23 protein-coding genes are annotated in these 13,106 nt (G+C 36.2%); 2 read left to right on the plus strand and 21 right to left on the minus strand.

Annotation, left to right across the window (positions count from 1 at the left end; genetic code table 11):
• Positions 1–7: 7 nt before the first annotated feature.
• From MKY08_RS15360 to MKY08_RS15445, 18 genes are all read right to left on the minus strand, one after another.
• On the minus strand, positions 8–232 hold the full coding sequence (locus MKY08_RS15360; RefSeq protein ID WP_069508568.1) for a hypothetical protein: 225 nt from the start codon (positions 230–232) through the stop codon (positions 8–10).
• Positions 232–975 (minus strand): MBL fold metallo-hydrolase, encoded by a 744-nt coding sequence (locus tag MKY08_RS15365; protein ID WP_069508570.1) that lies wholly within the window; start codon positions 973–975, stop codon positions 232–234. The genes MKY08_RS15360 and MKY08_RS15365 overlap by 1 nt, the downstream gene beginning before the upstream one ends.
• Complete coding sequence (locus MKY08_RS15370; protein WP_069508571.1) at positions 972–1,403, minus strand: YopX family protein; 432 nt, start codon at positions 1,401–1,403, stop codon at positions 972–974. The genes MKY08_RS15365 and MKY08_RS15370 overlap by 4 nt, the downstream gene beginning before the upstream one ends.
• Positions 1,400–1,879, minus strand: a complete 480-nt coding sequence (locus MKY08_RS15375; RefSeq protein WP_069508573.1) for a YopX family protein — start codon at positions 1,877–1,879, stop codon at positions 1,400–1,402. The genes MKY08_RS15370 and MKY08_RS15375 overlap by 4 nt, the downstream gene beginning before the upstream one ends.
• 142 nt (positions 1,880–2,021) lie before the next feature.
• Positions 2,022–2,900: a RecT family recombinase gene (locus MKY08_RS15380; RefSeq protein WP_069508575.1), complete on the minus strand. Its 879-nt coding sequence runs from the start codon at positions 2,898–2,900 to the stop codon at positions 2,022–2,024.
• A gap of 2 nt (positions 2,901–2,902) precedes the next feature.
• On the minus strand, positions 2,903–3,097 hold the full coding sequence (locus tag MKY08_RS15385) for a hypothetical protein (RefSeq protein WP_069508577.1): 195 nt from the start codon (positions 3,095–3,097) through the stop codon (positions 2,903–2,905).
• 20 nt (positions 3,098–3,117) lie between these two features.
• Positions 3,118–3,453 (minus strand): hypothetical protein, encoded by a 336-nt coding sequence (locus MKY08_RS15390; RefSeq protein WP_069508578.1) that lies wholly within the window; start codon positions 3,451–3,453, stop codon positions 3,118–3,120.
• Positions 3,454–4,968, minus strand: a complete 1,515-nt coding sequence (locus MKY08_RS15395; protein ID WP_069508580.1) for an ATPase — start codon at positions 4,966–4,968, stop codon at positions 3,454–3,456.
• Positions 4,969–5,052: 84 nt separating this feature from the next.
• The gene (locus MKY08_RS15400) at positions 5,053–5,211 is read right to left on the minus strand and encodes a hypothetical protein (protein WP_141705562.1); all 159 of its coding nucleotides are present in this window, start codon (positions 5,209–5,211) and stop codon (positions 5,053–5,055) included.
• Positions 5,212–5,220: 9 nt separating this feature from the next.
• On the minus strand, positions 5,221–5,472 hold the full coding sequence (locus MKY08_RS15405; protein WP_069508582.1) for a hypothetical protein: 252 nt from the start codon (positions 5,470–5,472) through the stop codon (positions 5,221–5,223).
• 15 nt (positions 5,473–5,487) lie between these two features.
• Positions 5,488–5,694, minus strand: coding sequence for an IDEAL domain-containing protein (locus tag MKY08_RS15410; RefSeq protein WP_069508585.1), 207 nt, complete (start codon positions 5,692–5,694; stop codon positions 5,488–5,490).
• An 11-nt stretch (positions 5,695–5,705) separates the two neighbouring features.
• Positions 5,706–5,966, minus strand: coding sequence for a hypothetical protein (locus tag MKY08_RS15415; protein ID WP_069508586.1), 261 nt, complete (start codon positions 5,964–5,966; stop codon positions 5,706–5,708).
• Positions 5,963–6,121: a hypothetical protein gene (locus MKY08_RS15420; protein WP_176723126.1), complete on the minus strand. Its 159-nt coding sequence runs from the start codon at positions 6,119–6,121 to the stop codon at positions 5,963–5,965. The genes MKY08_RS15415 and MKY08_RS15420 overlap by 4 nt, the downstream gene beginning before the upstream one ends.
• Positions 6,122–6,328, minus strand: coding sequence for a helix-turn-helix transcriptional regulator (locus MKY08_RS15425; protein ID WP_069508588.1), 207 nt, complete (start codon positions 6,326–6,328; stop codon positions 6,122–6,124).
• Positions 6,318–6,626 (minus strand): hypothetical protein, encoded by a 309-nt coding sequence (locus MKY08_RS15430; RefSeq protein WP_069508590.1) that lies wholly within the window; start codon positions 6,624–6,626, stop codon positions 6,318–6,320. Before MKY08_RS15430 ends, MKY08_RS15425 begins: the two co-directional genes overlap by 11 nt.
• A complete protein-coding gene (locus tag MKY08_RS15435; RefSeq protein WP_069508592.1) occupies positions 6,623–6,859 on the minus strand; it encodes a DUF6877 family protein in 237 nt (78 codons plus the stop codon). Before MKY08_RS15435 ends, MKY08_RS15430 begins: the two co-directional genes overlap by 4 nt.
• Positions 6,860–6,943: 84 nt before the next feature.
• Complete coding sequence (locus tag MKY08_RS15440) at positions 6,944–7,147, minus strand: helix-turn-helix transcriptional regulator (RefSeq protein WP_069508594.1); 204 nt, start codon at positions 7,145–7,147, stop codon at positions 6,944–6,946.
• Positions 7,148–7,377: 230 nt separating this feature from the next.
• On the minus strand, positions 7,378–7,596 hold the full coding sequence (locus tag MKY08_RS15445; RefSeq protein ID WP_025220176.1) for a helix-turn-helix transcriptional regulator: 219 nt from the start codon (positions 7,594–7,596) through the stop codon (positions 7,378–7,380).
• Positions 7,597–7,816: 220 nt separating this feature from the next.
• Here MKY08_RS15445 and MKY08_RS15450 point away from each other — a divergent pair, with 220 nt between their 5' ends.
• Both MKY08_RS15450 and MKY08_RS15455 read left to right on the plus strand, forming a co-directional pair.
• Positions 7,817–8,455, plus strand: coding sequence for a S24 family peptidase (locus MKY08_RS15450; RefSeq protein WP_081327852.1), 639 nt, complete (start codon positions 7,817–7,819; stop codon positions 8,453–8,455).
• A gap of 88 nt (positions 8,456–8,543) precedes the next feature.
• Entirely contained in the window at positions 8,544–9,629 is a 1,086-nt protein-coding gene (locus MKY08_RS15455; RefSeq protein WP_069508597.1) for a site-specific integrase, read from the plus strand.
• A 327-nt stretch (positions 9,630–9,956) separates the two neighbouring features.
• Here MKY08_RS15455 and MKY08_RS15460 read toward each other — a convergent pair whose 3' ends face one another.
• The 3 genes from MKY08_RS15460 to MKY08_RS15470 form a co-directional block, all read right to left on the minus strand.
• Positions 9,957–11,219 (minus strand): folylpolyglutamate synthase/dihydrofolate synthase family protein, encoded by a 1,263-nt coding sequence (locus MKY08_RS15460; RefSeq protein WP_069508599.1) that lies wholly within the window; start codon positions 11,217–11,219, stop codon positions 9,957–9,959.
• The gene (locus tag MKY08_RS15465; RefSeq protein ID WP_069508601.1) at positions 11,216–12,508 is read right to left on the minus strand and encodes a folylpolyglutamate synthase/dihydrofolate synthase family protein; all 1,293 of its coding nucleotides are present in this window, start codon (positions 12,506–12,508) and stop codon (positions 11,216–11,218) included. The genes MKY08_RS15460 and MKY08_RS15465 overlap by 4 nt, the downstream gene beginning before the upstream one ends.
• A gap of 141 nt (positions 12,509–12,649) precedes the next feature.
• The gene (locus tag MKY08_RS15470) at positions 12,650–13,051 is read right to left on the minus strand and encodes a hypothetical protein (RefSeq protein ID WP_069508603.1); all 402 of its coding nucleotides are present in this window, start codon (positions 13,049–13,051) and stop codon (positions 12,650–12,652) included.
• Between the last annotated feature and the right edge of the window lie 55 nt (positions 13,052–13,106).

Genomic DNA, 13,106 nt, shown 5'->3' on the forward strand with positions numbered 1-13,106 from the left:
ACCCTATTCATGCTTTCAATTGGCTGCTCATGTATTCAATGAGTTCCTCTGAAAATTCCTCAATATCTTTGCGACTACTACCTGTGTATGGTCTGTTTAACCAATCATCAATGCGATCCGCAACTGATCCAGTAATGCTTTTAGATTGAATGGACTCTAATTGCCTTTTAAGCTCTATGTTTTCAATTTGTAATTTCAACATAGCAGTTAAAATTAATTCATAAGGATGCATTAAATGACCTTCAATTCGTAGTGATTGCCTGCTTGGTATCCCTTTTTTAATAACTCCCTTTTAACGGTCATTTCCGCAAGCGTAGGGAGGTTGTTCTTGCTACTTAAATGTGTAAGATAGATCCGTTCACCTTTGCCTATTACAAGCTCTCTGAGGGCTTGTGCCGTTTGTTCATTTGATAAGTGGCCAACGTGACTCAATATCCTTGCCTTAACGCTGTTAGGGTAATCAGATGCTTCAACCATTCGTGGTTCATGGTTGGCTTCGATGATGTAAATGTCACTATGCCTCATGGCGTTCAACATGCTTTTATCAACCAGGCCAGTGTCTAAACAAATAGATACTTTAAAATTATCTAAAGTCCATACAACGTATCCCCTCGGATCGATTGCGTCGTGATGAACATTAAAATGGCTTACTATAAAGTGGTCACAACCGAAAATACCTCCAACGCCAATCGGCCTAATTAATTCATCTTCAACTGTAGTGATGTTTTTCCATTCACGCTCACCAGCATAAACAGGAATTTTATATTTATTGGCCAGTGGCAGACCTTTAATATGGTCACTATGAGCGTGTGTGACAAAGATTGCTTTTACGCTATTTGGTGTAATGCCCACTTCCAATAGCCGTTTCTCTATTTTGGTTTTAGCAATACCTGCATCGATTAGGATGGTAGATTCATTGGTTGTTAATGCTATGCAGTTTCCACTTGAACCACTTGCTAGGATGTCAACTTTCATAAGTATTCCTCCAGTAGTTCGGGGTTTTCGTAAATGTTTCCAACAATAAAAGGTATATTGATTTCCGACCATAAAGGAATTGCGACTTCGTTATCGTCTACCCAGAAAGCACCTTCGTAGAATTTCACCGTACCAAAAAAGTCAGTGACTTCTGAACCGATTATTGGAATATGAATATGAACAAAATCACCTTCATAAATTTCATTGCCATTCTTGTCCTTTAAGCCTGTGTATTCCAACAATTCATAACGAGGAGCGTTAGCATACTTCATGAAGTGACCACCATGTACGTTCCACACATCTTTCTCATCGTGCGTGTAACCTTTTATTGTGGTCGGTGCTCCGTCAAACCTATTGAACACTAACTCATGCACAGGAAACATTTCTTTTAATTTCTTGTCCCAAGCTCTGTACTTAGTTTCTCTCATTGACTGTCACCACCTAGCAATTTAGGATTTTCGTAAATGTTGCCGATTACCTCATACCAATAGATAACTAATGCTGATACATCACATAACAAATTTGTTTCTCCTCTGTATTTTGTTAAATGACCATGTTTAATTTTCAATACACCATCAACTTTTTCTAACCAATAGTCCCGATATAGTTCTTTCATTTTGAAATTTACGCCGTCATTATAAATTTGCATGAATCTAGTATTGATATCATTGCCATCTCTAAATGAATATTTAATAATATCCCCTTCATAAATCTCCTTGCCGTTTTTGTCCTTTAATCCTGTAAACTGGATAAGCTTTAAATTATCGAAATCAAAGAAACTAATTAATTCTCCATCTATGTCTACCTGGCATGTAAAGGGATAAAAGTTAATACTTCCAACCGGATAAACCCCTACGCCGTGTATCCGGTTGTTAACAAAAGCCTTAAACTTAATCTCTCTCACTTCCGTTTCAACTCCTCATGGCACCGTGGGCATATTTCTAACCCACGGTATAAGTTGTATTCATTTGCGTTCATTTCTTGTCCACATAGCTCACAGTCTTTATTCCTCTCATAAACTATTGTTTGTGGTAGTTTCATAGTTTTTACTCGAGTAAATCATCATTGTTTGACTGTGAAGCAAGCATTTCGATATTCATATTTAGTAGCTCAATCAAACCAATCATTTCAGCCTCTGTTGCTGTCTCAGGATCGATATTTGGAGCATTTTTATCCAGGTATTCTTTCAATGCCTTTTTCGTTTTAATGCCAAGCTGTTTCAACTTAGCGTTAATTTCCTCGCGTAATTCTTCTGCACGAGTTAGTGCAGGCTGTTCAACTGGCGGCTCTAACTGTTCCTGATTAGGTGTAATGTCTCTGCGTTGTTGCGTAACAGGTTGCGGTACATCATTTTGTGTAATCGTTACATCTTCAAATGACAATCCATACTGTTTTTTCAATGCACGTTGCTGAACATGTTTACCGAACATGTCACTTGTCCATTTGTTCCAGTTATCTTTGTTTTGACCGGTGAACATATGAGATACTTCATCAACGTCCATAATGACCGTGACAGGTGGGTATCCTTCGCGATAAGCAACTGAATAGGCACCAATAATCTTTCCACGTGGGAAGCCAATTTCATGTTGTACAACTTCCATTTGCTTTGATTCTTTATTCATGGCAATTTTAAATTCATCGTTCTCATGCACCATTTGTGTATCCGGTGGAATAAAGCCTTCTTGTTCGCGCGCTTTTGAAAGGTAAGCCTCGGCTGCAAATTGAATACGTGCTTGATTGCCATACTTGATGAAGAAAATTTCATTTTTGAATGGATCTAAGCCGTATGAAGCAGCCTTGTGAGCGAATAGTAGAAATTCCTGATCATTAGCTGTAGGTGCAATAGAGTTACGAATAACCTCTAATACTGCAGGTGCAAATGCTTCTGAAATTTCAGGTGTTAAAGTTGGTAAATTTCCATTCATAATTAAAATCCTCCCTGGGCTACGTTTAAGCCTTTTTTGATTTGTTTTTTCATGCTTTCAAAAGCTTTGCTGTAGAGTTCATCTGCATCTTGCCCTGGTTCTACAGAAATAGTTACAGCTGCATCAACTTTCACGTTTTCAAAGTTTCCAAGATTTTTGGTATATGTGTAGCCGACTGTGATTTCTTTAACATGCATTCAAATGACCTCCCATTTAATCAATCTTCACTTACTCGCAATTGATTACTCGTTATTTTGCTGCCACCAAAACATAAATTTCCGCCATCACAAATTAATAGCAATTCATCTGTAGTAAGATTTGGGCCATTTTTAATGACATTGTACTTAGAGTGTGCATAACCTGGCTCTCTACCAATGACAACGTCATACTTTTCCAAATCGACATCAGGAGTAAACCTAAGATCATGTCTATAAATCTTGTACTTTTTCATTAGTTCATCATGGATTTCGCGGTTTATTTTTGCCTTTTCTCTTTCATTAGCTGTAAATGCCCAGCCATTATAAATTCGTTTTTCCACATGATTTTCACTCATTTATTTATCCTCACTTTCAATTGTTAGGTCTTTTCCAGCAACAACGCGGCTTATTATTAGTTGTCCATTCGGTTCCTTGAACTTAGTAATGGTTTCTGCGTTATCTACAAAGCAAGGTACAATAAGATCACTTTGCTCTGACAAGACATCTCGAATTTCAAGCCCTGCTCTAGTTTGTTCGCTAAATGAAAGTTTCATATAGTCTTTACCATCCATTTGAACAACGAAAGTTGGTTTGTTTTCGCCAGTTGTTTTCACTTCTTCAAACAGTTTTATCGATAAATTATCGAACAAGTCTTGAACCTTTTTGACTTGCAATTCAGCTTCTTTGGCTTTGAAATCCTTTATAGCATCTAGGATAAAAATGGACTCATTAAGTGATTCAAGCGTTTCTTTTTCATTGGCTTCTGCAGCAATAACTTGTTCCTCTAAAAACTTATACTCTCTATACTTAGAGATTTCATATTCTATTGGATTAATCTTTTCTTGAAGTAAGCGTGCTTTTTCCAATTGCTCTGATACATCCACATATTCAAGTGTTTTAAGTTCTTCTTCCAAAGCTTTTCGTTTATCTACAGCTTGTTGGAACTTCGATTTAACCTGTTGAATACGTTGCTCTTTTTCAGCTTCAACAGCTTTGATAGCTTCATCTTGCAATGTTTGATTACAAACACGGCATGTATCTTGTATTTGTTCGCTTTTGAGCTGATTAAATCGGTCTTTAATTTCGTCACGTTCTTGCGTCAGAACGTTAATTTGGTTATTTAGAATATTGATTCTTCCATTTACCGTTTGAGCTTTATCAGTCACGGCTTCAATGCTGTTTCGTTCTTTAACAAGGTGTTTCAATTCCACATTTAGCGAATCTAATGGAACTGTTGGAGCATTTTGTTCTAACTGCTCTCTTAACGTCTTGGCGCGGCTCTGAGCAGCTATATATTGTTTGTCCAACTTAGTTTTATTGGATCGATGTATTTTATCTAAATCCTCTAAAGAATGTTTTTTAACTAAAGTGGCCAACTTGTCCGATTGTGGTTTAGGTAACTCTTTTAAAACTTCTTTATTAGCAGGTGCAGTTGTATATTTTAAAATCATTTGACGCTGCTTTTCCCAATGTAATGTGAAAAAGTAGCTTGGGTTAAATAGCGATAAGAATAAATCCTTATCAAAAAGCTTTTCTACTACCTCATTAAATTCAGTTGCTTTGGAAGGTACCTCATTTACATAGAACTTATTACGCCCTTTCGCGATTTCACGGCCTAAAAGAAGCTCCCCATCATCAACAATTAAACGTAGAGTTACAAGTGTGTTATCAGCTTGGTATGTTATTGGCGAAGGGTCTAATTTGCTACCCAATAAGTCGTTACCGTATAATAGGAATGTAATTGCTTCACCAATGGAGCTTTTACCTTTTGCATTATCCGCAAGGATCTTAGTCATGTCGCCAAACTTAACTACAAGATCCTTGTGGCTTTTAAAATTCTGCAAGGTTAATTGATTGAATTTAATTTCCACAATTTTTTACCTCATTTCGTGTTATAATTGCGTAGAAAATATTTGTATGTGAGCCTATGACCGGTGCAACGGTTTAGGCTCTTTTTATTTAGCAAGAAACATTTCACCTTTTAGATGTTCTGTAATGTAATCATCTAAATTACTTTCTAAGACGACCGATTCACCAAAAATATAATAAATATCCCCTTTTTGAATTTCAGTACCGTACATATCTTCGCTTGGATAATCTTCAACTGTTTTCAAACAATCCACCTACCAATGCTTATTAAGATTTTTATAATGATTGAATAGTCCTTTTTTTCTTAGAGAGTCTACTTTTGATCGAATAGTGTGTTCTGTCCTTCCAATTGCAAATGAAATCATTCTAGTGTGGTCCACCTCATAAAACTTACAAATGTATTCAAGTTCCGATTCACTAAAAGGTTTACCATGAGAAAAATGAAACTCTGAATGGTACTGCATACGTCCATATTTGTCATAAGTAATATCATCCTTATCATTCATTAGTCTCAGCCCCTTTTAACTAGTTAATTGCATGAACAGCTCACGATCATTATTAGCTAAAGCCTTATCAATCAAATGTTGGCGGTTCATTTCTTCGATTTCATTCACTAAATTAATAGTTTTTGGATTTAAGTAAGTACTATCTTCCTTAATCAAATGTCCTTCCTTTACCGCCATTTCAATAGCTTTAGCTACAGCTGTTTTGAAAAAGTCCTCAAACAACTAAATCACCCCTACCATTTAATAGTTAGACCTAAACCTGAAAGATGCCTACTAGCTTTGTAGCCATTCTCTAGTAGTACCGATTGAAAAATGGATACAATTTGTTTGTCTGTATTGTGGTAATATGTGTACTCACAAAGACCTTTTTCAGCTTGCGTTTCAATCCCTTTAATAAGTTTTTTAAATTCATCGCTTTCCAATGCATTTGCCTTCAATTTACTAAAATTACTTCCAGAAATTTTTTTCATTTCATCTGCAGATTGAAGTTTCATCCCTTTTCACCTTCCTTGTATACTGCATTGTCATCGGTTATAGCCTTTGACAAGCTTTTCTGTGCCTCTATTTGGGCATTCTGTGCTTCTTCAATGTCTTGCCAGTAATCCGTTTCACGGTCATAAACATCAGCATGGGTGTTGCCTATACGCAATCAATCACCGTCTTTCATAATGACAATCAAATCATTAGGCGTACATTCAAAATAATTACAAAGCGAAGTAAGTGTTTTAATATTTATTTGAGTAGTTTTTTCATAATAGATGCTAGTGAGTGTATTCCTTGATATACCTATTGCTTTTGAAAGCTGTGTAATATTTACGTAATTTTGAGCCATTAATACTCGTAAATTATTTTTCATCTGATTCACCTGCCAAAGCTTGACGTGCAATGTACCCTCCGTCTTCTGTTATGTCACAAGGAATAGGTTCACCAATGCAATAAAGCTCATAATGTTTTTCGTCAGCATAATAAGACAATGCTTTACGTAATTGCTTATTTTCCTCGTCTTTATCAACAACTAATTTCATTGTCTGTATTTCTAATCGAGCTAAATGTTTAAGTAATAGCTCAATCTCACTAGTTACGATTTGGACTAAAACTTCGTCTACTAGTTCACCTTTTGCTTTGTACTCATTCAAAGCATCGACGGCTTTCATTTGGTTTCACCTCCTCTCAATGCTTGGTAAACTTTCTTTGCATAAGCAACTTGTTGCTTAATGTATGGATCAGTTTCTTTGCCACCACTTGCTAGCCAGTCACCTATTCGCTGTTTAACATCTGATAGAACGTTTAAAGGTAGCTCGCAAGCAATTTGGTGTAGCTCATACAATGGTGTAACACTTGTTAAGGCTTCACCGACTAATGCAACTGGTACTGGTTTAATGTTCATTTGTTTTCACCATCTTCACTCGCTTATTTAAAGCAGCCTGTTTTTCCTTATCTGACATCGCTAACCATTGTTTGTTGGTTGTGTTCATTTGGTTTCACCTCCGAAAAGCTTATCCACAGTAGTATCGAACATTTCGGCAAGCTTGAATGCTTCGGACAATGTAAACTCTTTTTCGCCAGTCTCTTTACGACTGTAAGTGCAAACGTGAATGCCTATATACTTAGCAACATCTTTTTGTTTCAATCTGTTTTCTTTACGAGCTACATATAGTTTGTAATGTACTGCCAATTAGTTCACCTCAATCAAAAGCAATTTGACTGTTATAACCATCAATTTCCATCTGTAATGATGTAGAAGGTCGCCATAATTGTATAAATCGTAACGCTTCATCTTGTTTAACTTTAGGGATATCTCCATTAACGTTGCTACCGTCACATAAGCTATAAATTTGAATATATATACCGTCATTGGCTTGGTATCACAGCGCATTAACATTCATTACCGATTGATTTTGAATTTCATGCGACTACTGCTTCTCTGCTGAACAAGTAATCCAGCATACAATTTGGGAAAAACGCTTTTTTTATAGCGTAAGCTTCATCAATATCGAATTTTGATTTTCCATTCATCTTTTCTGAAATAGTCGCAGTTCGTTTTTTAAGCAACCCAGCGATATCTTTTTGTTTAATTCCGCATCTTGCCATTTCAGCTTCTAAATTCGGATAAGGCTTGTTCATTCTGTTTCACCTCACTCTTTAGAATATATATTTAATAGAATTACGATGTGTCGTAACCCTTGAATTAAATATATACGATGCATCGTAATGCGTCAACGATAAATACAACAAAAACTACGATTAGTCGCATTTAAATGTTTACTTTCAGTATTTTAAATGATACTATTTATACATAAGTTACGATATTCCGTAACACAATATAAGAAAGGTGGTGAGATAATTGCAAAGAGGTGAGAAATTAACCAATTTTATGAGGGAGAGAGGATTTAATGTTTCCTCTATTTCAAGACAATCCGGAGTGCCATATACGACAGTACGATCTATGATTGAAAATAATCTAGTGAATTCTTCAATTGATAATGTAATTAAATTATGTCGTACTCTAGGTATTACCGTTGAAAATTTGTTAGAAGAAGATACAACAGAATTAAAAGAGGGCAATGATTATACTTACCGTTTTTTACCTACTGTAAAAATATCTGCTGGATTACCAATAGATGTTGAGTGTGTAGATGAAATCGAGACCATTACAGTACCAGATGAACTTCTTGGTAAATACGCTGGTTGTGAAGATATTTTCTTTATGAGAGTAAACGGTGAATCAATGAACAAAACTATCCCGCATGATTCATTAATAGCAGTGAAGAGTTGTTCTGTAGGAGATTTAAAAAACGGAGATATAGTTGTTTACAGTAATGGCTATGATTATTCAGTCAAGTTTTTTTATGAATCTGACGATAAATTCATATTTAGACCAAATTCTACAGACCCAATATTTACAGACCACACTGTAGAAAAAGTTAATGAAGACTTAAGACTACATGGTAAAGTGGTCACTTATATTGTTAATTTAGATTAATACTTAAACGTTTAAGCATTACAGAAATAAGAGCAGGCTCATCCGTCTTGCTCTTTTCTTATAGCAAATTTTTGAAAGGAAAATTATCATGACAGTATACAAAGATGAAGCAAGGGATACGTGGTACTTTATCACAAGAATTGAACAACCTGACGGTTCAAAAAAACAAGTGAAACGAAGAGGTTTTAAAACAGAAAAGGCGGCATTACTTGCTGAGGCAAAACTAGAAGCTGAGGACATCGTAGAAGAAGTAGTAACTTTTGAATTTGTAGCAAATAAATATATGGAATGGTACAAAAAACGCAGAAAAGTTTCATCATACAAGAAAATTGAAAGTGTAGTTCGAGTACATTTGATTCCGTATTTTAAACGCAAGCAAATTAAAAACATTCGCGCTCGTGATGTAGTGGATTTTCAAGACACCCTAATTGGTGAAAAATCTCCTGCACACATTAAAAAGATACACAGTATTTTATCAGCTATTTTTAATTATGCAAAGCGTCAAGAATACGTTCGTGATAATCCGGCTACAATTGCTGGTAATGTTGATTTAGAAGAGCGAAAGCATATTAACTTTTGGACGTTAGAGGAGTTCAAAGCTTTCATAAAATGTGTGGATGACGACCTTTATTACGCATTATTCATGACACTTTATTACAGTGGCATGAGGAAAGGGGAATTACTCGCTTTAACATGGGCTGACTTAGATTTTGAAAGTAACGTAATCAATATAGATAAAAATAATTATTATGGACAGATTACAACAACAAAAACAACGTCGTCCACAAGGAAAATATTGATGCCTAAAAATGTTATGAATTTATTAAAAGCTATAAAATTGGAGAAAAGTCCTAAAATGAGTTATGTAGTATTTGGTGAAATTAAAGACAGCATTTCAGTTACCGCATTAAGCGTACGATTCGAAAAGTATGTAAATTTGTCAGGCGTAAAGAAAATACGCATACATGATTTTCGACATTCTCATGCTTCATATTTAATAAATAAAGGAACAATTGTATCTGTTGTCGCAAAACGATTAGGTCATTCTAATGTTGCCACAACACTTAATACCTATTCGCACTTATATCCATCAACAGAACAAGAAGCCGTCATCCAAATGGAAAACGACTTCAAGCCTGCCCAAGTAATTGAATTTAAGCAAAAAGAAAATTAATTGTTACCAATATTGTTACCACATTTTTATAACCCTTGTCATATCAACGTTCTCCTTCCTAATTAACGAGACTGCTGTCGTCTCGCCTAAAAAATTTATCGCTATGAACTAGCAAATATCGCCTTTATTTTTAAAGAACTGCCTATCGAGTTGTTTAACCTGTCATCTTATACAAAAGTTAATTACACTAGTCAAAACGAAATGTACAGTGCGCATTGTATTGTCTATCTAACACTATGTCCATACACATTGCAGTTAATAGCTATACGTAATATTACGTAGCTTTCGGTAGAAGTATGCCGAATGGGATGGAAAAGATGTCGGTCACTAATTTTCGTTTACACCAAGCAGGCTACCGCGCACTTCTGTTAATAAATATAAAGAGCCGGTTACGATTGTTCTACACTTCTTCTCTGATTGTTGTTGTAAAAATGGAATTGTATTATGCAAAATTGCTTTTTGCGGCGCATGACATAATGCCAACATATCTTCTGCTGACATCGCACGTGGATTATCAAAATCAACAAAATAAAATGTCTCACTAATTTGCTCTAAGTACTGTAAAACGCCTTTTACATCCTTATCACCTAATATGCCAATCACAAAGGTAATCGACTCATTAGGAAATGCTTGGCGAACTGTTTCTACCAATTTTTCTGCACTAGCTGGATTATGCGCACCATCAAAAATAATATATGGCAACACCTCTTCAAATCGTCCTAAAATGCTTGCCATTTCAATACCATGGCGTATACTCGCCACATTGATTGCTACATTTAGCGCAGCAGCGACTTCCAAAAAAGCAGTCATGGCTAATGCCATATTATTTCCTTGATGAGGTCCTTTCATATGACGTGTAAGATTTGTGATATGTAAGTCCAAATTATCATTTTTATAGTTCTCATAGTCATGCATCCGCACAATATGAAATTGCTTGTTCAGCTCTAGAACAGGTGCTTGCTTTGCATTAGCTTCTCTCTCAATAATGTTCTTTGCTTCCCAAGGTAAATCCCCGATGACAACTGGTCGATGCTGTTTAATAATCCCTGCTTTATGCTGTGCAATACTTTCAATGGTCGGACCTAAAAATTTGGTATGCTCTAGCGCTATACTCGGAATAATCGAGACAATAGGTAACACTACATTCGTACTATCTAGTAAGCCCCCCATACCCGCTTCGATTAATGCAATATCGACATCACAATGGACAAAATGCAAAAATGCAGCGACTGTTAAAAGTTCGAAATCCGTTAGTTTACCGCTAAGCCCCGCATTTTTCATTTGTTGAAAAACGCGATCCATCTCTAGTGCTGAAATAGGTTGTTGCATTACTTGAATTTGGTCGTGCACATTCAAAATGCATGGAGACATGAACTTGCCTACTTTTAAGCCATGTTCCTGCGCAATTGACTCTAAAAATGTTAATGTTGAGCCTTTGCCATTCGTGCCTGCAAGGTGCACAATTTGCAATGTTCTTTCTGGATTCCCTACAAGTGCCAATGCTTCTTCAATCGCTGTAAGCCCTGGCTTAATTACATCATCACTCGTTAAAGCCCATTTTTCCTTATAGTCATCTAACTGTGGAATCATTGTGCTCCCTCCTGTATCCATTGGCGAACTTCAGCTATAAAATACAGTGAACCTGTAATCACGACAATATCTTGTTGGTCCTTATGTTGTATAACTTCACTCACTATCACTTGCCAATTTTCGTTATATTGTTTGTCTTGATGCGTTGACAGCATCGCTAACTGTTCAGCTGGCATGGCATTGGGCAGTCCGATTTGGGTAAAAGCTATAGAAGTTGCGACTGCATCCATTAACGCAATACTATTGGCATGGTCTTTATCAGAAAGTGCTGCATAAATAAATCGATAGCGTTGATTTGGATAGACCTTCTGTAATGTTTGAATCAATGCGGCTGTTCCTTCAGAGTTATGAGCACCATCTAATACAATATTATTAGGGAATTGTTCAAAGCGACCTGCCCACTGTGCATGTTGTAGCGCTTGCCGCATCGACTCTTCGGATAAATGAATGAGCCCTTGTTCACGTAATATATCCATCGCTGTAATAGCTAGACTCGCATTAGCGATTTGATGCGCTCCTGCCATTTTTAATTGAATATTTGTTAGATCAAGATATGCATTGTGATAATGGAATGATTGCATGCCCATCTCCTGCTCCTGTGCAACAATGTTAAAATCATCCCCTAGAACCAGACATCTAGCATGACGTTCTTGTGCAACCTTTTGAATCGTAGCAAGTGCTTCTTTATTTTGCACACCAACTACTACGGGTACACCTTCTTTAATAATACCTGCCTTCTCAAAAGCAATCTTCGCATATGTATCGCCTAAAAAGGCCGTATGCTCTAAAGAAATCGTTGTGATGATGGATACAAGTGGTGTTATGACATTCGTCGCATCTAGTCGTCCACCAAGCCCCGTTTCAATTAGCGCAAAATCCACTTCTTCATCTGCGAAATATTGGAACATAATAAGTGTGACGACCTCAAAAAAGCTTGGATAGTCCCCATTATAATTTGCCTCAATAATTGAAGCTACGTTATTCATATACTGTAAAAATTGCTCGTCCGGAATTTGTTTTCCATTGATGGTCATACGTTCATTGACACGTGTTAAATGTGGTGAAGTAAAAGCACCAACCCGATATCCTGCATTCTCTAGCATTTCTCTCAGTACATTTACGGTGGACCCCTTGCCATTGGAACCTGCTAAATGGATAGCGCGCAGCTTGTTATGCGGGTCCCCTAAACGCGCCAATACTTCACGCATCATGACTAAAGGTTCACGTTTATGATCAACCGCCTTTAATGTAAAAATAAAATCTGTACATGCTTTTATCGTAGTAAACAAAAGAAACACTCCCTTTCACTCCAGTATAAAGGGTGACTGGCACACAAACAATTCTGATACAAATTTAAAAACACACAGAAAACCACTGTAGGAGTGATCATATGTGTGTTTTTAACTAGTTTTTTTCAAATAAACAACAAATTATTGTAATTGATGGATGCCTAATAGCGCTCCCATATCATCTAAAATTATTTTTGCATCATTATTTAAAAGTGGCAGAACATCGGATCTTTGCACTAGTTCTAACGAATTTTTTAATGTTCTTTTCAGCATCGAAATATCAAAATTTGAACAATACTCATTAATCTTATTTATCACTAGTAAATCTGTACGTGTTAATGAAATCTTCGTATCTTTTTGCCCCTTATTATCCGCTAGAATATGCTTAATAAGAACACGTCCACTTGCATTTAATAGTCGATAATATTTTGCCTCAGATAACTTTAAAAGATTTGCTTCTATAATGCCCCTAGCGCTCACAAAATCTAAATCATCACAAGCTTTGTTTACTTTCACTACAATTGTTCCAATATTTCCTGACATAATAAACCCCCGTTATTCTTGCATTCAAAGTAAAAGACCATTCTACTCGACATAG

Origin of the sequence: Lysinibacillus sp. FSL M8-0337 (assembly GCF_038593855.1) — a bacterium.
In the GTDB taxonomy this organism is placed as follows: domain Bacteria; phylum Bacillota; class Bacilli; order Bacillales_A; family Planococcaceae; genus Lysinibacillus; species Lysinibacillus sphaericus_D.